The sequence below is a fragment of the Aquipseudomonas alcaligenes genome (assembly GCF_003205495.1).
Taxonomy (GTDB): Bacteria; Pseudomonadota; Gammaproteobacteria; order Pseudomonadales; family Pseudomonadaceae; genus Aquipseudomonas; species Aquipseudomonas alcaligenes_B.
The window spans coordinates 287,506-306,413 of sequence record NZ_QJRX01000004.1; the positions used below are offsets into that span (position 1 = coordinate 287,506).

17 protein-coding genes are annotated in these 18,908 nt (G+C 67.9%); 11 read left to right on the forward strand and 6 right to left on the reverse strand.

From position 1 onward, the window contains the following. Positions 1-15 precede the first annotated feature (15 nt). From DMO17_RS09305 to DMO17_RS09315, 3 genes are all read left to right on the forward strand, one after another. Entirely contained in the window at positions 16-609 is a 594-nt protein-coding gene (locus tag DMO17_RS09305) for a DNA-J related domain-containing protein (RefSeq protein WP_110682204.1), read from the forward strand. Between the two features lie 167 nt (positions 610-776). Beyond that, complete coding sequence (locus DMO17_RS09310) at positions 777-1,376, forward strand: Yip1 family protein (RefSeq protein ID WP_110682205.1); 600 nt, start codon at positions 777-779, stop codon at positions 1,374-1,376. Beyond that, complete coding sequence (locus DMO17_RS09315) at positions 1,348-1,956, forward strand: SprT family zinc-dependent metalloprotease (protein WP_258371508.1); 609 nt, start codon at positions 1,348-1,350, stop codon at positions 1,954-1,956. The genes DMO17_RS09310 and DMO17_RS09315 overlap by 29 nt, the downstream gene beginning before the upstream one ends. Before the next feature lie 44 nt (positions 1,957-2,000). Here DMO17_RS09315 and metE read toward each other — a convergent pair whose 3' ends face one another. Continuing rightward, entirely contained in the window at positions 2,001-4,307 is a 2,307-nt protein-coding gene (metE, locus tag DMO17_RS09320; protein WP_110682207.1) for a 5-methyltetrahydropteroyltriglutamate--homocysteine S-methyltransferase, read from the reverse strand. Between the two features lie 110 nt (positions 4,308-4,417). Here metE and metR point away from each other — a divergent pair, with 110 nt between their 5' ends. The 3 genes from metR to DMO17_RS09335 all read left to right on the forward strand — a co-directional run bounded on the left by metR (position 4,418) and on the right by DMO17_RS09335 (position 8,909). Then, positions 4,418-5,338, forward strand: coding sequence for a transcriptional regulator MetR (gene metR / locus DMO17_RS09325; RefSeq protein WP_110682208.1), 921 nt, complete (start codon positions 4,418-4,420; stop codon positions 5,336-5,338). A 60-nt stretch (positions 5,339-5,398) separates the two neighbouring features. Next, complete coding sequence (locus tag DMO17_RS09330) at positions 5,399-5,707, forward strand: hypothetical protein (RefSeq protein WP_146224904.1); 309 nt, start codon at positions 5,399-5,401, stop codon at positions 5,705-5,707. 85 nt (positions 5,708-5,792) lie between these two features. After that, a complete protein-coding gene (locus DMO17_RS09335) occupies positions 5,793-8,909 on the forward strand; it encodes a transglycosylase domain-containing protein (protein WP_110682210.1) in 3,117 nt (1,038 codons plus the stop codon). A gap of 3 nt (positions 8,910-8,912) precedes the next feature. Here the strand turns inward: DMO17_RS09335 and DMO17_RS09340 are convergent, their stop codons facing one another. Both DMO17_RS09340 and grxD read right to left on the reverse strand, forming a co-directional pair. Next, the gene (locus DMO17_RS09340; RefSeq protein WP_181418758.1) at positions 8,913-9,401 is read right to left on the reverse strand and encodes a hypothetical protein; all 489 of its coding nucleotides are present in this window, start codon (positions 9,399-9,401) and stop codon (positions 8,913-8,915) included. 65 nt (positions 9,402-9,466) lie between these two features. Further along, entirely contained in the window at positions 9,467-9,796 is a 330-nt protein-coding gene (gene grxD, locus DMO17_RS09345; RefSeq protein WP_110682212.1) for a Grx4 family monothiol glutaredoxin, read from the reverse strand. 125 nt (positions 9,797-9,921) lie between these two features. Here grxD and DMO17_RS09350 point away from each other — a divergent pair, with 125 nt between their 5' ends. After that, positions 9,922-10,659 (forward strand): substrate-binding periplasmic protein, encoded by a 738-nt coding sequence (locus tag DMO17_RS09350; RefSeq protein ID WP_146224906.1) that lies wholly within the window; start codon positions 9,922-9,924, stop codon positions 10,657-10,659. Here the strand turns inward: DMO17_RS09350 and DMO17_RS09355 are convergent. Next, positions 10,656-12,764 (reverse strand): molybdopterin oxidoreductase family protein, encoded by a 2,109-nt coding sequence (locus DMO17_RS09355; protein WP_110682214.1) that lies wholly within the window; start codon positions 12,762-12,764, stop codon positions 10,656-10,658. The two genes, DMO17_RS09350 and DMO17_RS09355, sit on opposite strands and share 4 nt — an antisense overlap. A gap of 168 nt (positions 12,765-12,932) precedes the next feature. Beyond that, the gene (locus DMO17_RS09360) at positions 12,933-13,364 is read right to left on the reverse strand and encodes a hypothetical protein (RefSeq protein ID WP_110682215.1); all 432 of its coding nucleotides are present in this window, start codon (positions 13,362-13,364) and stop codon (positions 12,933-12,935) included. 297 nt (positions 13,365-13,661) lie between these two features. Here DMO17_RS09360 and argF point away from each other — a divergent pair, with 297 nt between their 5' ends. Next, entirely contained in the window at positions 13,662-14,582 is a 921-nt protein-coding gene (gene argF, locus DMO17_RS09365) for an ornithine carbamoyltransferase (RefSeq protein WP_110682216.1), read from the forward strand. Then, positions 14,579-15,682, forward strand: a complete 1,104-nt coding sequence (locus tag DMO17_RS09370) for an ABC transporter ATP-binding protein (protein ID WP_110682217.1) — start codon at positions 14,579-14,581, stop codon at positions 15,680-15,682. The genes argF and DMO17_RS09370 overlap by 4 nt, the downstream gene beginning before the upstream one ends. Positions 15,683-15,697: 15 nt before the next feature. Here the strand turns inward: DMO17_RS09370 and DMO17_RS09375 are convergent, their stop codons facing one another. Beyond that, on the reverse strand, positions 15,698-16,477 hold the full coding sequence (locus DMO17_RS09375) for a PhzF family phenazine biosynthesis protein (protein ID WP_110682218.1): 780 nt from the start codon (positions 16,475-16,477) through the stop codon (positions 15,698-15,700). Positions 16,478-16,822: 345 nt separating this feature from the next. Here DMO17_RS09375 and DMO17_RS09380 point away from each other — a divergent pair, with 345 nt between their 5' ends. Together DMO17_RS09380 and DMO17_RS09385 are read left to right on the forward strand one after the other, a co-directional pair. After that, on the forward strand, positions 16,823-18,076 hold the full coding sequence (locus DMO17_RS09380) for an alginate export family protein (RefSeq protein ID WP_110682219.1): 1,254 nt from the start codon (positions 16,823-16,825) through the stop codon (positions 18,074-18,076). Between the two features lie 49 nt (positions 18,077-18,125). Then, positions 18,126-18,905, forward strand: coding sequence for a type IV pili methyl-accepting chemotaxis transducer N-terminal domain-containing protein (locus DMO17_RS09385; RefSeq protein WP_110682220.1), 780 nt, complete (start codon positions 18,126-18,128; stop codon positions 18,903-18,905). Positions 18,906-18,908: the final 3 nt, after the last annotated feature.

Consider the following 18,908-nt stretch of genomic DNA (forward strand, 5'->3'; position numbering starts at 1 on the left):
TGTTAGGCTCAGCCGATGAACAACGACCTCGACCCCGCCCTCGACCTTGCCGAGCAACTGCACGAACTGCTGCGCGCCGCGCCCGCCGGCATCAGCGAGTTCCAGCTGATCCAGCAGCTCAAGGCGCGCCGCTCCACGCATATCCCGCACCTGGAACTGGCCGACAAGCTGGTGCTGTTCCGCACCCATTTCCTGCTGTTCAACGCCCTGTACCGGTTGCGCGAGCACCTCTGGGGCCGCCAGGAGGCCCACCTGCACATCAGCCCGCTGTGCGTGCAGCTACAGCCCTGGCGCCCCGGCAGCGTGGCACTGGCCGAGCACGATCCGCTGCGCGACTACTACCTCGACCTGCAGCACCTGCGCGACACCACCGAGCGCGACGTGGAGAAGCTGCTGGCCAGCTTCTGGACGCGCATGCAGGGCGGTGACGAGAAACGCGCGGCTCTGGAGCTGTTCGAACTGGACGGCGACCGGCCGCTCGACCTCGCCAGCATCAAGCTGCGCTACCGCCAGCTGGTGAGCCAGCACCACCCGGACCGCGGCGGCAGCACCGAGCGCCTGCAGTCGATCAACCTGGCGATGGAAATACTGCAGCGCTATTACGGCTGACTCTTAGAGAGCGATTCGCTCTAAAGCCGCGGCTCACGCGGGCTGCGCCCTTCTCCTATACTGCGGCATACGGTCGCAGTAAGTTCGGCCTGCACCCGGTGACGCTGAGCACGCGTACCGGGCGTTACGCTCGGGGGCGATCGACAATAAAAAGAGGAGGTGTCTGCATGATCCACCATGTTTGGGGGCTCTTCACCCATCCCGACCAAGAGTGGCAGGAAATCCGTGGCGAGGAAGAAACCATCAGCCACATGTACCTGACCCACGTCCTGATTCTCGCGGCCATACCGGCGATCTGCGCCTACTTCGGCACCACCGAGGTGGGCTGGACGGTCGGCGATGGCGACCCGGTCAAGCTCACCGCGGCCAGCGCGCTGCAGATGACCATCATGTCCTACCTGGCGATGCTCGCCGGCGTGGCCGTGATGGGCGCCTTCATCCACTGGATGGCGCGCACCTACGACTCCAACCCGACCCTGACCCAGTGCGTGGTCTTCGCCGCCTACACCGCCACGCCGCTGTTCATCGGCGGGGTCGCCGCGCTCTACCCGAGCCTGTGGCTGGGCATGTTCGTCGGCACCGCGGCCATCTGCTACACAGTCTACCTGCTGTATGCCGGTATCCCCACCTTCATGGGCATCCCCGAAGACGAGGGCTTCATGTTCTCCAGCTCGGTGTTGGCCGTGGGCCTGGTGGTGCTGGTGGCGATGATCGCCTGCTCGGTGATCCTCTGGGGCTTTGGCGTGGGGCCTGTCTACACCAGCTGATTGGAAACCCGGCCTGCCGCCACAGGGAGCCGCCTTCGGGCGGCTTCGTGTTTTATGCCGCGCCTCGGCCCGGCATAATCACGCCATGCCCGAACTTCTCCACGCACGCGTCGAAGCCTGCTACCAGCTGGCCGAAGACTTCTTCAAGCGCCGCTTCCCACGCCCCGAAGTCAGCTTCAAGCTGCGCGGGCAGAAGGCCGGCGTCGCCCACCTGCAGGAAAACCTGCTGCGCTTCAACCCCAAGCTCTATGCGGAAAACCGCGAGCACTTCCTCAAGCAGACGGTGGCCCACGAAGTCGCCCATCTGGTCGCGTACCAGCTGTTCGGCCCGCGCATCCAGCCACATGGCGAGGAATGGCAGCTGATCATGCGCGGGGTCTACGAGCTGCCGCCGGAGCGCTGCCACCACTACGAGGTGGGCCGGCGCAAGAGCACCCGCTACCTCTACCTGTGCCAGTGCCCGGACGGCGAGTTCCCCTTCTCCAGCCAGCGCCATCGCCTGGTGGCCCAGGGGCGCCGCTACTTCTGCCGGCGCTGCCGGACGACCCTGGTGTTCAGCGGCGAGCAGCGCATCGAGTAGTCCCCGCCGCCACCCGCGAAGCGGCCTCGCTCGGCTGTCGGCGCTCAGGCCAACTCGGCGCGCAGCTGCCTGGCCGCCGCCACCATGTTGACCAGCGCCGCCTCGGTCTCCGCCCAGCCACGGGTCTTCAGGCCGCAGTCCGGGTTGACCCACAGGCGCTCAGCCGGCACCCGTCGGGCGGCCTTCTTCATCAGGCGCACCATCTCGGCGCGGTCCGGCACCCGCGGCGAGTGGATGTCGTAGACGCCGGGGCCGATCTCGTTGGGGTAGTCAAAGCGCTCGAAGGCCTCCAGCAACTGCATATCCGAGCGCGAGGTCTCGATGGTAATGACGTCGGCGTCCATCGCCGCGATGGACTCGATCACGTCGTTGAACTCGCTGTAGCACATGTGGGTATGGATCTGCGTCTCGTCGCGCACCCCCGAGGCGCACAGGCGGAACGCCTCGGTGGCCCAGTCCAGGTAGTGCTGCCAACCGGCCTTGCGCAGCGGCAGGCCCTCGCGGAAGGCCGCCTCGTCGATCTGGATGACCCTGATGCCGGCCGCCTCCAGGTCCACTACCTCGTCGCGGATGGCTAGGGCCAGCTGGCGCGCCTGCTGCTCGCGGGGGATGTCGTCGCGCGCGAAGGACCACATCAGCATGGTCACCGGGCCGGTCAGCATGCCCTTCATCGGCTTGTCGGTGCAGCCCTGCGCGTAGCGAATCCAGTCCACCGTCATCGGTCGCGGGCGCGACAGGTCGCCATAGATCAGCGCCGGCTTCACGCAGCGCGAGCCGTAGCTCTGCACCCAGCCGAAGCGGGTGAAGGCGTAGCCGTCGAGCTGTTCGGCGAAGTACTCGACCATGTCGTTGCGCTCGGCCTCGCCGTGCACCAGCACGTCCAGTCCCAGCTGCTCCTGCAGCGTCACTGCATGGCGTATTTCGCTGTGCATGGCCTCGGTGTACGCGGCTACCGACAGCTTGCCGGCCCTGAACGCCTGGCGCGCCAGGCGGATGGCCGGAGTCTGCGGGAAGGAGCCGATGGTGGTGGTGGGAAACAGCGGCAGCCTGAGCCGTGCACGCTGCCGCACGCTGCGCTCGGCGAAAGGCGACGGGCGCCGGCTGTGTTCGGGACGAATCGCCGCCAGGCGCTCCTGCACCGCCGGCTTGTGGATGCGCGACGAGGAGGCGCGGCTGCCCCGTGCCGCGCGACTGGCGAGTAGCGCGGCACGCACCTCGGGATCCTGCGGCTCGCGCAGGGCGCGGGCCAGCACGGCGACTTCCGCGCATTTCTGCACGGCGAAGGCCAGCCAGCTTTTCAGCTCGGCATCCAGCCGGTCCTCGCGGCGCAGATCGACCGGCACGTGCAGCAGCGAGCAGCTGGGCGCCAACCACAGGCGTGCACCGAGGCGTTCGTGGGCTTCGCGCAGCAGCCCCAGGGCCTGGTCGAGGTCGCTGCGCCAGATGTTGCGACCGTCGACCACGCCCAGCGACAGCACCTTGTAGGCCGGCAGGCGGTCGAGGATGGCTGGGAACTGCTCCGGGGCGCGCACCAGGTCGATGTGCAGTCCGTCCACCGGCAGGCCGGCGGCCAGGCCGAGGTTGTCCTCCAGGCCGGCGAAGTAGGTGGCGATCAGCTTGCGGCACGGCTCGCGCTGCAGCAGGTTGTAGGTGCGCTCGAAGGCGTTCTTCCAGGTCTGCGGCAGGTCCAGCGCCAGGATCGGTTCGTCGATCTGCACCCAGTCGATGCCCAGCCCGGCCAGGCGCTGGAGAATCTCGCCGTAGACCGGAACCAGGCGTTCGAGCAGCTCGAGGCGGTCGAACTCGCCGCCCTTGCACTTGCCCAGCCACAGGTAGGTCAGCGGGCCGATCAGCGCCGGCTTGAGGGCGTGCCCCAGGGCCAGGCCCTCCTCCACTTCCTCGAACAGCTGCTCCCAGCTCAGGCTGAACTGCTGATCGGCGGAGAATTCGGGGACCAGGTAGTGGTAGTTGCTGTCGAACCACTTGGTGAGCTCTTGGGCGTGGACACCGCCGCAGCAGCTGTTCTGGCTGCTCTTGTTCCGAGAAACCCCACGGGCCATGCCGAACAGGGTGTCGAGGGTCGGCTGGGCGCCGTGCCGCCGGAAGCGCTCGGGGATCACGCCGAACATCAGCGAGTGGGTCAGCACCTGGTCGTACCAGGCGAAGTCGCCCACCGGCAGCAGCTCGATGCCGGCGTCCTTCTGCAGCTGCCAGTGCGCGGCGCGCAGCTCGCGGCCGACGGCGCGCAGGCCGGCTTCGTCGAGCTCGCCCTGCCAATGGGCTTCCAGGGCCTTCTTCAGTTCGCGGTCGCGGCCGATGCGGGGAAAGCCGAGGTTGTGGGCCAGTGCCATCTGTCTGTCTCCTTGCAGGTCAATGGCGCACATTCTCGACAGCGACCACTCCATGAGACAAACTCAACATATTCTTGATCATCACAAATTTCATTCATTGAGATTCGCTCATGCTGGAATTGCGCCACCTCAAGACCCTGCACGCCCTGCGCGAAGCCGACAGCCTGGTGGAAGCCGCCGAGCGCCTGCACCTGACCCAGTCGGCGCTGTCCCACCAGTTCAAGGAGCTGGAGGAGCGCCTGGGCATGCAGCTGTTCGTGCGCAAGACCAAACCGGTGCGCTTCACCAGCGCCGGCCTGCGCCTGTTGCAGCTGGCCGACAGCCTGCTACCGCAGCTGCGCGCCGCCGAGCGCGACCTGGCGCGCCTGGCCGGCGGTACCGCGGGCCGCCTGCACATGGCCATCGAGTGCCACAGCTGCTTCCAGTGGCTGATGCCGACCATCGACCAGTTCCGCGACGCCTGGCCGGAAGTGGAACTGGACCTGGCCTCGGGCTTCTCCTTCGCCCCGCTGCCGGCGCTGGCCCGCGGCGACCTCGACCTGGTGGTGACCTCCGACCCGGTGGAGCTGCCCGGCATCACCTACGTGCCGCTGTTCACCTACGAGGCGCTGCTGGCGGTGGCCAACCAGCACCCGCTGGCGAGCCGGCCCTACATCCAGCCCGAGGACCTGGAGCGCGAGACGCTGATCACCTACCCGGTGGAGCGCGACCGCCTGGACATCTTCACCCGCTTCCTCGAACCGGCCGACATCGAGCCGGCGCAGGTGCGCACCTCCGAGCTGACCGTGATGATGATGCAGCTGGTGGCCAGCGGCCGCGGCGTCTGCGGGCTGCCCAACTGGGCGCTGCACGAGTACAGCTCGCGCGGCTACGTCACCGCCAAGCGCCTGGGCGACAAGGGCCTGTTCGCCACGCTCTACGCCGGCATCCGCGCCGACATGCTGGATGCGCCCTTCATGCGCGACTTCCTGCTCACCGCCAAGGACACCTCCTTCGCCACCCTCGAGGGGGTCAGCGCGGCACGCGGCTGAGCCGGCACCTTTTCCCGGTGCCGGCGTCGAATGCATGACGCCCCCACCGGTTCCCGCGCCATGAAGCTCTTCCCGCCCCTGCTGTGCACCGCCTGCCTGCTGCTGAGCCTGCCCACCCTCGCCGATCATGCGCGTGGCGGCTGGCCCCAGGGCCAGCGGGACTGGGAGGCCGAGTACCGCGACGGCCCCTGCCGGGTCAAGGAAGAGTTCGAGGACGATGGCTACGAGGTCGAGATCAAGTGCCGACACGGCCACGGCGCGCACTGGCGCGGCGAGTGGAAGGAGGAATTTCGCGTCGGCGCCTGCAAGGTCAAGCGCGAAGCCAAGTTCGACGAGTACAAGGAAGAGGTGGAGTGCGATGACGACTAGTCGACGACAAAAAGCCCGCCTCCCCCTCGGCGCCGACTAAGCTTGGATCAAGAGCACCGATCCTGAGCAGCCAGGCCAGTCGAACATGGGCTCACTGTGGCAGTCAGAAACACCCCAGACCGCGCTCCCCCTGAGCGACCCTGAGCCGCTGTTATCGTCGAAAAAGCCCCGCCGCAAACGCACCTGGAGCCGCCTGACCTGGCCACTGCTGGTGCTCCTGCTGATCGCCCTGGGCATAGTCGCCTACCGCGAGCTCACCACCGCGCGCCTGCAGGCCCGCGAGTTCAGCCGCTACGCCGCCAGCCTGAGCTACCGGGTCGAGCCCGGCCCGAGCCCGGCCATCCTGTTTCCCAGCGACGGCCCCTTTGACAAGCGCCTGGGCTACGCGCACCTGCCGCTGCTGCTGGAGCGCCTGCAGCAACGGCAATTCCTGATTACCGCCCAGGCGCGCCAGTCCGATGCCCTGCGCGCCTACGCCGGCCACGGTTTCTTCCCGCCCTTCGCCGAGAAGATGCAGGCCGGCCTGGCCATCAGCGACTGCCGCGGCGATCCGCTGTACCTGTTCCGCTACCCGCAGCAGCTCTACCCGCAGTTCAGAGACATCCCGCCGCTGGTGGTCAGCAGCCTGCTGTTCATCGAGAACCGCCACCTGCTCGCTGCCGACCAGCCACTGGCCAACCCGGCGGTGGACTGGCCGCGCTTCGCCAGGGCGGCGCTGTCGCAGGTCGGCAAGAGCTTCGCCCTGCAGGAACAGTCGGCCGGTGGCAGCACCCTGGCCACCCAGCTGGAGAAGTACCGCCACTCGCCCGACGGCCTGACCCTCTCGGCCATGGAAAAGCTGCGGCAGATGGTGTCCGCCAGCGTGCGCGCCTACCAGCAGGGCCCGGAAACCTTAGCCACGCGCCAGCGCATCGTGCGCGACTACCTCAACAGCGTGCCGCTCTCCGCCGCCCCCGGCCACGGCGAGGTGCACGGCCTGGCCGACGGCCTGCGCGTGTGGTTCGGTGCCGACTTCGCGCGGGTCAACGCCCTCCTCGACCCGGCCCGCACGCCGCTGGCCAGCCGCACCGAGCGCGGCCTGGCGCTGCGCCAGGTGCTGGCCCTGATGATCGCCCAGCGCCGCCCCTCCTACTACCTGGCCCAGGGGCGCAAGGAGCTGGAGACGCTGACCGACAGCCATATCCGCGTGCTGGCCGGCGGCGGCGTGATCGACTGGGCGCTGCGCGACGCGGCGCTGGCGCAGCGCCTGCAGTTCCGCGACCTGGAGCAGTACCCGGCGATCCAGCCGGTGCAGGGCAACAAGGGCATCAGCGTGGCCCGCTCGCGGCTGTCCGGCCTGCTCAACCTGCCGTTGTACGACCTCGACCGCCTCGATCTGGCCGCCACCAGCACCCTCAACACCGAGCTGCAGCAGCAGGCCAGCGCCTACCTGCGCCAGCTGGCCAACCCGGAGTTCGCCGGGCAGATCGGCCTGTTCGGCGAACGCCTGCTGTCGCCGGAGAAGACCGCCGAGGTGCGCTACAGCTTCACCCTGTTCGAACGCAGCCCGGATGGCGCGCGGGTGCGGGTGCAGACCGACAGCACCGACCAGCCCTTCGACCTCAACGAGGGCAGCAAGCTGGAACTGGGCTCCACCGCCAAGCTGCGGGTGCTGACCACCTACCTGGAAGTGATCGCCGAGCTGCATGCGCGCTATGCCGGGCAGAGCGTGGACGCGCTGCGCAAGGTCGAGGTGGCGGCGCAGGATCACCTGAGCCGCTGGGTGCTCGACCAGCTGATCGCCAAGCCCGAGCAGAACCTGCGCGACACCCTGGAGGCGGCGCTGGAGCGCAAGTATTCGGCCAGCCCCTACGAGACCTTCTTCACCGGCGGCGGCGCGCACAGCTTCAGCAACTTCAAGCGCGAGGACAACGCACGCATCCCCACACTGCGCGTGGCCCTGCAGGAGTCGATCAACCTGCCCTTCATCCGCCTGCTGCGCGACCTGGTGCGCTACAGCACCTACCACGGCGCCAGCAACAGCGCGGCGCTGCTGCAGGACGACAAGCATCCACTGCGCGAGGGCTACCTCAAGCGCTTCGCCGACCGCGAGGGCACCACCTTCCTCCTGCGCTTCTGGCGCAAGTACCAGGGGCAGAGCGCCCAGCAGCGCCTGGACACCTTCCTCGAAGGCCTGCGCCCCACCGCCGTGCGCCTGGCCGCGGTGCACCGCTACCTGATGCCGGAGGTGGACCAGGCGACCTTCGCCACCTTCATCCGCGCCCACGCCAACGACAAGACCGAGAAACTCACCGACAAGAAGCTCCAGGCCCTGTACCTGGACTATGGCCCCGGCGCCTGGAGCCTGCCGGACCAGGGCTACATCGCCCGCGTGCACCCGCTGGAGCTGTGGCTGCTCGGCTACCTGATCGAAAATCCGCAGGCCAGCTTCAAGGACGCCGTGGCGGCCAGCGCCGAGGAGCGCCAGGAGGTCTACGGCTGGCTGTTCAAGACCCGCCACAAGAGCGCCCGCGACAGCCGCATCCGCACCCTGCTGGAGGTCGAGGCCTTCCTCGACATCCACCAGCGCTGGAAGCGCCTGGGCTACCCCTTCGAGCACCTGGTGCCGTCGCTGGCCACCGCCATCGGCAGCTCCGGCGACAGGCCGGCGGCGCTGGCCGAGCTGATGGGCATCATTCAGAACGACGGCATCCGCCAGCCCAGCGTGCGCATCGACAGCCTGCACTTCGCCGCCGGGACGCCCTATGAAACGCGACTGCAGCAGGACAGCCAGCGTGGCCAGCGGGTGCTGCCCTCGGAAGTAGCAGCGGCCCTGCGCGGTGCCCTCTCCCAGGTGGTCGAAGCCGGTACCGCGCGGCGCCTGCACGGCAGCTTCCAGTTGGCCGACGGCACGCCGCTGGTGCTCGGCGGCAAGACCGGCACCGGCGACAACCGCATCGAGAGCACCACCCGCGGCGGCCATGTGCTGAGTTCGCGGGCGATGAACCGCACCGCCACCTTCGTCTTCTACCTGGGGCCGCGCCACTTCGGCACCCTCACCGCCTTCGTACCGGGCCAGGCGGCGGAAGGTTTCCGCTTCACCTCGGCGCTACCGGTGCAGGTGCTCAAGGGCATGGCGCCGCTCCTTACACCCTATCTGGAGCCGACTGCGCAGACCGGTTGCAGCCAGCCTCCCGGCGCGACGCAGGTACGCCTGTTGTAGTCCTCAATCGGGAAGACACTCGGCATCCAGGGCATGCACCTCGCGCAGGGAGCAATGTTCCAGCACCGCCTCGCGGCATTGGCGCCCGACGACCAGGCTGTCGCCCTGCAGGGCCCAGCTGGCTTCCGGTAGCTCGAGGCGCGCCAGTTCGGCGCAGCTGGCCGTGTCGAAGATCGTCAGCTCGCCACCCGAGCCGCTGAAACTCTGCACCAGCAGGCGCCGCTCGGCGCGATCCAGATACACGCCGTCACGCCGCCAGATGCCACCGTCGACCTGGCACAGGGCGGCGTCCCGGCGGATACGCAGCGGCGGCTCGGGAAAGCTGTCCACCTCGCCGTCCAGCTTGTAGTTATCGAACTCCACCCGCACCCGCTCGCCGACGCCGACATAAAGCGCGGCCGTCTCCGGCGCGATGGCCAGCGGGCGGTAGCCGCAGTCGGCCTGGGCGCTGGCGCTCAGCAGGGCCAGGCCCAGCAGCAGAAATCTGTTCATCCATGAATCCTCGGACACAAAAAAGCCGATGCACAGGCATCGGCTTTCGGAAACAACGCAGCGCCTTACTCGGCCTTGGCCTTCTCGGCGGCTTCCTTGATCAGGGTCTGCAGCTCACCCTTCTCGAACATCTCGGTCATGATGTCGCTGCCGCCGACCAGCTCGCCGGCCACCCACAGCTGGGGGAAGGTCGGCCAGTTGGCGTACTTGGGCAGGTTGGCGCGGATTTCCGGGTTCTGCAGGATGTCCACGTAGGCGAACTTCTCGCCGCAGGCCATCACCACCTGCGCGGCGCGAGCGGAGAAGCCGCACTGCGGCGCGTTCGGCGAGCCTTTCATGTACAGCAGGATGGTGTTGTTGGCGATCTGCTCTTTGATGGTATCGATAATATCCACGACTCACCTCGTCTGAACTTTCCCGGACCTGTGCCGGGCGCGGTGGCGCGATTGTACACGAAAGACCCAGCGCCTGGGTCGGGGATGGCTAAGCTGAGGAGAAACCGGAAGGAGGATCGGGCGCCGTGCCGAAGCGGTTGATCGAGGCGCTGACTGCGCTGTGCCTAAGCTGCTCCCTGCAGGCTGCGGATGCCGCAACCTTCGAGGTGGGTTTCTACGACTACCCGCCGATGATGATCGAGGATGGCAGGCGCGGCATCTACCAGGACATCTTCGACGAGCTGGCGAGGATCACCGGCGATCGCTTCAACGTGCAGTACTACCCCTATCCGCGCATCGGCCTGCTGTTCAACGAGGGCAAGCTCGATATCGAGCCCGGCGTCTACCCCGGCTGGGTGAAGGACCAGAAGATCCCGGGAATCTTCTCGCTGCCCTTCGGCAAGGTGGTCGACAGCCTGGTCTTCGCGCCGGGCAAGGCTTTCCCGGTAAGGCATCCCGAGGACCTGCGCGGCAAGTCGGTGGGCATGGTGCGTGGCTACGCCTACCCCGAGCTGGCTCCGCTGATCGCTTCCGGGCAGTTGGACCGGCGCAACGGCCTGAGCGAGCAACAGCTGCTGAGCATGCTGGCCAAGTCACGCTTCGACCAGATCATCGTCAACAAGGCCATTGCCCAGTATCACCAGCTCAAGATCGTGGAATACCGGCGGCTGGAAATAGGCGACGTGATCAGTTCCTACGATGTCAGCATGCGCATCCAGCCCAGGCACGCGGCCTGGGTGGACAAGCTGGATGCCGCGCTCGCGCGGCTCAAGCAGAACGGCACCATCGAGAGGATCTACGCCGCCTACGGAGTGGATCTCTAGGCAGCCTCCACGCGCACCGGCACGCCATTGAGCGCCGCGTTGCCGGATACCGCGTCGAGCTGGCGCTCATCGGTCAGGTCGTTGGCGCTGGCACCCGGCTGGGCGCTGGCAATCGCCATCTGCACGCCGGGCCGGGCATGCCCCCAGCCGTGCGGCAGGCTGACCACACCGGGCATCATCTCGTCGCTGGCCAGTGCCTCCACCTCGATCACCCCAACCCGCGACTGCACGCGCACGCGCTGACCGTCACTCAGGCCTCTGCCGGCCATATCGTCGGGGTGCATCAGCAGCTGGTGGCGCGGCTTGCCCTTCACCAGGCGCTGGTAGTTGTGCATCCAGGAGTTGTTGCTGCGCACATGGCGGCGGCCGATCAGCAGCAGCTCGCCGGCCGCCGGTTGCGGCTCGGCGGCAAAGCGCGCGAGGTCCGCGACCAGCAGCTCGGGAGCGGCCTCGATGGCCTTGGATTCGGTCTTAAGGCGCGCCGCCAGGTTCGGCTTGAGCGGGCCCAGGTCGATGCCATGTGGCGCGTCGCGCAGCGCCGCCAGGCTGAGCTTGTGCTCGGACTTGTCGCCATAGGGGCCGAAGCGCAGGCCCATGTCGATCATCTGCTGCGGCGGCATCGTCGGCTTCAGCTCGGTGCCGTTCTTCGCGGCGAAGGCCTGGGCCAGGCCGACGAAGATCTCCCAGTCGTCCAACGCACCTGCAGGCTTGGCCAGCACCGCCTCGTTGAAGCGGGTGACGTTGCGCACGGCAAACATGTTGAAGGTGGTGTCGTAGTGGTCGTGCTCCAGCGGCGCGGTGGGCGGCAGGATCAGGTCGGCGTGACGGGTGGTCTCGTTGATGTAGAGGTCCACCGCGACCATGAAGTCCAGCCCCTCCAGGGCCTGCTCCAGCTGGCGGCCGTTGGGGGTGGACAGCACCGGGTTGCCGGCCACCGTTATCAGCGCGCGGATCTGCCCCTCGCCGGGGGTGAGCATCTCCTCGGCCAGGGCCGCCACCGGCAGCTCGCCACCGTATTCCGGCAGGCCGGAGACGCGGCTCTGCCAGACGTTGAAGTGGCCGCCCGAGGTGCTCGCCACCAGGTCGACGGCCGGGCTGGTGCACAGGGCGCCGCCGACGCTGTCGAGGTTGCCGGTGACCAGGTTGATCAGCTGGATCAGCCAGTGACACAGACTGCCATAGGCCTGAGTGGAAACGCCCATGCGCCCATAGCACACCGCCGACTCGGCGGCGGCGAAATCGCGGGCCAGCTGGCGGATGTCCTGCGCCGGCACGCCGCAGCGCGCGCTCATGGCCTCGGCGGTGAACGGCGCGATGGCCTCGCGGACCTGCTCCAGGCCGTTGACCGGCAGGTGGCTGGCGCGGGTCAGGCCCTCGTCGAACAGGGTATTGAGCAGGCCGAGCAGCAGCGCGGCGTCGTTGCCCGGGCGCACGAACAGATGCTGGTCGGCCATGGCCGCCGTCTCGCTGCGCCGCGGGTCGACCACCACCAGCCTGCCGCCGCGCGCCTTGAGCGCCTTGAGGCGCTTCTCCACGTCCGGCACGGTCATGATGCTGCCGTTGGAGGCCAGCGGGTTGCCACCGAGGATCAGCATGAACTGGGTGTGGTCGATGTCCGGGATCGGCAGCAGCAGGCCGTGGCCGTACATCAGGTAGCTGGTCAGATGGTGCGGCAGCTGGTCCACCGAGGTGGCGGAGAAGCGGTTGCGCGTCTTCAGCTGGCCGAGGAAGTAGTTGCTGTGGGTCATCAGCCCATAGTTGTGCACGCTGGGGTTGCCCTGGTACACGGCCACGGCGTTCTTGCCGTGCTCGGCCTGGATCGCCGACAGACGCTCGGCGACCAGCGCGAAGGCCGCGTCCCAGGCGATCGGTTGCCACTGCCCATCGACCTTGCGCAGCGGCTGGCGCACGCGGTCCGGGTCGTTCTGGATGTCCTGCAGGGCCACCGCTTTCGGGCAGATATGGCCACGGCTGAAGCTGTCCTGGGCATCGCCCTTGATCGAGAGGATCTGGCGGCTGCCGTCTGCCTGGTCTGCGGTTTCGATGGTCAGGCCGCAGATGGCCTCGCACAGGTGACAGGCACGGTGATGGAGGGTCTTGGTCATGGCCTAGCCTCATTGTTCTGTTCGAGACGACCGGTCGGGTCGTGGAAACAAGACTATGGAGGCTGGAGAGGGGGTTGGCCAGAGGCCTTCATTTCGTGAATCGGCGGGCATCATGCCCGCCGATTCGGGCTGCAATCATGTTCGACAGGGGGCAGGGCCCCGCATCGATCAGCGGATTGCGGTGATGGTGCCCTTGTTGCCGGTCACCTTGACGTTAACCGACTTGTACACCATGTAATCCTGCACGCTGACTTCATAGCGCGGCGCGACGATCAGGTCGGCACCGGAGCTTTTCACTGCTTTGAAGGCTGCGGCGGATTTGGCGGTGGCCACCGGGTCCAGGCCCAGGGCGAAACCACCTTCGCCACCACCATAGGTCACGCCATCGGCGTACTGGGAGTCGCCACCCAGCTTGAACATGCCGAACAGGATGTTCACCGAAGACTCGCCACTGATGGACTCGCCGACTTTCACGTCCGCTTTCAGGTTGGTTTCCACTTCACCGTTGAGCGGGGCGCTCGGCTGGCTGTAGTTCTGGCTGGCACAGCCAGTCAGCAGGGCCAGAGCGGAAAGGGCGGCGGCATAGGCTACGTGTTTCATGCAAGACTCCTTTGCATTGCTATCCATGAAGCCCCGTTGCGGGGCGGGTGCCATTCCAGGCGGGGCGCATGGTAGGAGCGGGGATTTGGCACGGGCAAGCCGATGTGTCACTTTTGTGACGGCAGCCGCAGGCCGAGGAGAAATCGTCCGCCCGGGGCTCATTTGCTCCGGTGCGTCTTTTCCTTATAAGATCGCGCCTCCCCCATCCGTCGCCCCGCGCGGCTCCAGCCGTTGAGCGGACTGCTTTTCCCCGGAAAAACCGGGCCGCGACCGTTGTCGAAATAAGGTAGTAAGAAGATGAGCGCCAGGCACTTTCTCTCGTTGATGGATTACAGCCCCCAGGAACTGGCCGGGCTGATCCGTCGAGCCATCGAGCTGAAGGACCTGCGCCAGCGCGGCGTGCTGTTCGAGCCGCTGAAGGGGCGCGTGCTGGGCATGATCTTCGAGAAGGCCTCGACCCGTACCCGCCTGTCCTTCGAGGCCGGCATGATCCAGCTCGGCGGCCAGGCCATCTTCCTCTCCCCGCGCGACACCCAGCTGGGCCGTGGCGAGCCGATCGGCGACACCGCCATCGTCATGTCCAGCATGCTCGACGCGGTGATGATCCGCACCTTCGCCCACGGCAACCTCACCGAGTTCGCCGCGCACAGCACGGTGCCGGTGATCAACGGCCTGTCCGACGATCTGCACCCCTGCCAGCTGCTGGCCGACATGCAGACCTTCGCCGAGGCGCGCGGCAGCATCGCCGGCAAGACCGTGGCCTGGATCGGCGACGGCAACAACATGTGCAACAGCTACCTGGAAGCGGCCGTGCAGTTCGACTTCCAGCTGCGTATCGCCTGCCCCGAGGGCTACGAGCCCAAGGCCGAGTTCATCCAGGCCGCCGGCGACCGCGTGCGGATCGTCCGCGACCCGCGCGAGGCGGTGGCCGGCGCCCATCTGGTGAGCACCGACGTGTGGACCTCCATGGGCCAGGAAGAGGAAAGCGCCAGGCGCCTCAAGCTGTTCGCGCCCTACCAGGTCAACCGCGCCCTGCTCGACGCCGCCGACCCGAGCGTGATCTTCCTGCACTGCCTGCCGGCCCACCGCGGCGAGGAAATCAGCGCGGACCTGCTCGACGACCCGCGCTCGCTGGCCTGGCAGCAGGCCGAGAACCGCCTGCACGCGCAGAAAGCGCTGCTGGAAATGCTGGTCGCCCCGGGTTACCGCAACGCATGAGCCAGCTGCTGCTGTCCCTGCGCCAGCTGGCCTGCGGCTACCAGGGCCATCGCATCGTGCAGGCGCTCGACCTGCACCTCAACGCCGGCGACATCGGCTGCCTGCTCGGCCCCTCCGGCTGCGGCAAGACCACCACCCTGCGCGCCATCGCCGGCTTCGAGCCGGTGCAGGAAGGTGAGATCGAGCTGGCCGGCGAGGTGATCTCGCGCGCCGGCTTCACCCTGGCGCCGGAGAAGCGCCGCATCGGCATGGTGTTCCAGGACTACGCGCTGTTCCCCCACCTCAACGTGGCGGACAACGTGGCCTTCGGCATCCGCAAGCACCCCGAGCGCGAGCGCATCACCGCCGAGCTGCTGGAGCTGGTCAAGCTCGGCCACCTGGGCAAGCGCTTCCCCCACGAGCTGTCCGGCGGCCAGCAGCAGCGCGTGGCCCTGGCCCGCGCGCTGGCACCGGAGCCGCAGCTGCTGCTGCTCGACGAGCCCTTCTCCAACCTCGACGGCGAGCTGCGCCGGCGCCTCAGCTTCGAGGTGCGCGACATCCTCAAGGCGCGCGGCACCAGCGCCATCCTGGTCACCCACGACCAGGAGGAAGCCTTCGCCGTCAGCGATCACGTCGGCGTGTTCAAGGATGGCCGGCTGGAGCAGTGGGATACCCCCTTCAACCTGTACCACGAGCCGCTGACGCCCTTCGTCGCCAGCTTCGTCGGCCAGGGCTACTTCATCCGCGGCCAGCTGCTGAGTCCCGACACGGTGCAGACCGAGCTGGGCGTGATCCGCGGTAACCGCGCCTACACCCTGGCCCCGGGCAGCGCGGTGGACGTGCTGTTGCGCCCCGACGACATAGTGCCGGACGACCAGAGCCCGCTGCGTGCCCAGATCGTCGGCAAGACCTTCCTCGGCGCCGCCACCCTGTACCGCCTGCAGCTGCCGACCGGCAGCCAGCTGGAAGCGATCTTCCCCAGCCACGCCGACCACCTGCCGGGCCAGCAGGTCGGCATCCGCGTCGCCGCCGACCACCTGGTGGTGTTCGCCGCGCCCGGCAGCGTGGCCGCCCATGTCAGCCTGGGCGAGTCCGGCGTGCGCCGCTACAGCAGCAGCTGAACGGCGCGCCGCGCCTTACACGAACAACCTGCCGCTGGCCACCAGCACCGCCTGGCCGGCGATCTGCACCCGCTCGCCCAACACCCTGCAGTGCAGCTCGCCGCCACGCGCCGAACACTGGTAGGCGCTCAGCTCGTGCCTGCCCAGGCGCCCGGCCCAGTAGGGCGCCAGTATGCAATGGGCCGAGCCGGTGACCGGGTCCTCGTCGATGCCGATGCCCGGGGCGAAGTAGCGCGAGACGAAATCGTGGTTGCGCCCCGGCGCCGTGACTATCACGCCGAGCCCGGGCAATCCGGCCAGCGCGGCCAGGTGCGGCGTGCAGGCGCGCACCGCCTGCTCGGACTCCAGCTCCGCCAGCAGCTCCTTGCCCAGCTGCACCGCCAGCACCTTCTGCCCCAGCACCCGCTCGACCTCGGCCTGCATGTCCACCGGCGCCAGGCCGATCGCCGGAAAATCCAGCACCAGCCGGCCAGGCTCGCGGCTGACCGCCAGCGCGCCGGACAGGCAGACGAACTCCAGGCGCTCGCCCGCCTCGCCATACACCTCGAACAGCACATGGGCCGCGGCCAGGGTGCCGTGGCCACACAGCGGCACCTCGCAACTGGGGGTGAACCAGCGGATGCGCCAGACCGCACCCTCCTTCACCACGAAGGCGGTCTCCGCCAGGTTGTGCTCGGCGGCGATGCGCTGCATCAGCTCCTCGCTCGGCCAGGCGTCCAGGCGATAGACCATGGCCGGGTTGCCGGTGAAGGGACGGTCGGCGAAGGCATCTATCTGGTGGAATTCGAACGGCATGCAGCGGTGCTCCCGGAGAATCGCAAGGGCCGCCAGCATGCCGCGCCCGCTAGCCGCCGGCGCGATACAGTCGCCTGCTTTTGCGCCCATACAGCTGCACTGTCTCAATGCGCGGCGGTCGAGCGCGGTGCAGCCCGAAATCGCGAAAAGTTCTGAAAGAACCGCTAAATCTCGGTAAATCAGCCACTTGCCGATCCTGGCACGCCGCCTGCTATGGCCGACTCCGGTCAGCACAACGGCGTGTCTGCCACTCAACCGACAACGACGTCACAGAAGCCCTGCCCCCTCGGGAGCCCGGCGCTGTGGCGTTTTTTTTTGCGTTATTTGGCCAACAGGAAGACCGCTATGAGCATGATCAAACCCACCCTGCTGTCACTCGCCATCGCCGCTGCCAGCTGCAGCCACGCCGCCTTCGCCGCCGAGGACTTCAGCAACCTGTTCACCCAGGGCAAGCCGATCCTCGACGCCCGCTACCGCTTCGAGAACGTCGACCAGGACAACGCCCTGCGCGACGCCAACGCCCAGACCCTGCGCACCCGCGCCGGCTTCCAGAGCGGCAAGTGGTACGGCCTGTCCGGCCTGGTCGAGGTGGACAACGTCAGCCGCCTGGGCGATGCCGCCTACAACGACACCCGCAACGGCCAGGGCGAGTACGCGGTGGTCGCCGACCCGGACGGCACCGAGGTCAACCAGGCCCTGCTGCGCTACGACCACCAGTACGGCAGCGCCGTGCTCGGCCGCCAGCGCATCAACCTGGACAACCAGCGCTTCATCGGCGGCGTGGCCTGGCGGCAGAACGAGCAGACCTACGACGGCGCCCTGGCCCAGCTCAAGCCGCTCGACGGCCTGACCCTGAGCTACGCCTACATCGACCAGGTCAACACCATCTTCGGCCCGGACAACGGCCGCTACGACAGCGCCGCCAACCCGGCCAACATCGACGGCCACAGCCACCTGATCAACGCCCAGTACGTGTTCATGCCGGAGCTGACCGCCACCGCCTACAGCTACCTGCTGGACCTCGACAACCTGGCCCTGACGCCTACCAGTGCCGAGGGCACGCTGTCCAGCCAGACCAGCGGCCTGCGCCTGAACGGCGCCATCGCCGGGGTCAGCTATGTGCTCGAGTACGCGCGCCAGAGCGACTACGACAGCAACCCGCAGGACCTCGACAGCGAGTACTACCTTGCGGAACTCGGCTACACCCTCAAAGGCGTGCAGCTGAAGGCCGGCTACGAAGTGCTGGGCGGCGACAGCGGCCCGGGCAACCGCGCCTTCCAGACCCCGCTGGCGACCAAGCACGCCTTCCAGGGCTGGGCCGACGTGTTCCTCACCACCCCGGCCGACGGTGTCGAGGACCTCTACTTCGGCGCCACCGCACCGCTGTTCGGCGGCACCCTGCAGGCCTGGTACCACGACTTCTCCACCGAGCAGGGCAGCGACGACTACGGCAGCGAGATCGACCTGTCCTACGCCCATCCGATTCCCGGGGTGAAGGGCCTGGTCGGCCTGGTCAAGTACGCCGCCTACGACTCGGACGACGAGGCGCGCAGCGTCGATACCGACAAGGTCTGGCTGCAGCTGCAGTACACCTACTGAAACCGGCAAGCGGCGCGCGGCCTCGCCGCGCGCCCGTGGAGGCAAGCCCATGAGTCGTCTTACCCTGGTTTTCGCGCTCGCCCTCGCCCTGCTCTGCCCGGCCGCCAGCGCCGCCATCGGCGATGCCGAGGCGATGAACCTGTCCGGCATGCAGCGCATGCTCAGCCAGCGCATCGCCAAGAGCTACCTGATGATCGGCGCCGAGGTGCGCAGCGAGCTGGCCATCGCCCAACTGGACCAGAGCGTGGCGCGCTTCGAGAGCAACTTCCTGGCCCTCGAGCAATACGCACCCAACGCGGACATCGCCGATGCCCTGCAAGGGGTCGGGCAGACCTGGCAGCAGTACCGCGAACTGGCCCTGTCGCGCCCCAGCCGCGAGCAGGCCGTGGCGCTGCTGCAGCTGAGCGACCAGTTGCTGGCGCAGAGCGAGGCGCTGGTGAAGCTGATTGAGGCGCACACCGGCAACGCCGGCGCCCGCCTGGTCAACCGCAGCGGCCGCCAGCGCATGCTCAGCCAGCGCATCGCCAAGCTGTACCTGGCGCTGAGCTGGAACCTGCCGCTGCCGGGCCTGGCCGAGGAGCTGCACAAGGCCAGCGCGGAATTCGAGGCCGCCCAGCAGGAACTGCTGGCCGCCGAGCAGAACACCCCGCAGATCAGCGCGGCGCTGCGCAAGGTGGAGGCGCAGTGGCGCTTCGCCCGCGCCGGCTTCCAGCTGTCGGCCGACTCGCACTACGTGCCGACGGTGATCGCCACCACCACCGAGACCCTGCTGTGGCAGATGAACGAGCTGACCAGCGCCTACGAACAGGTGATGCGCAGCGAGGGCTGAGGG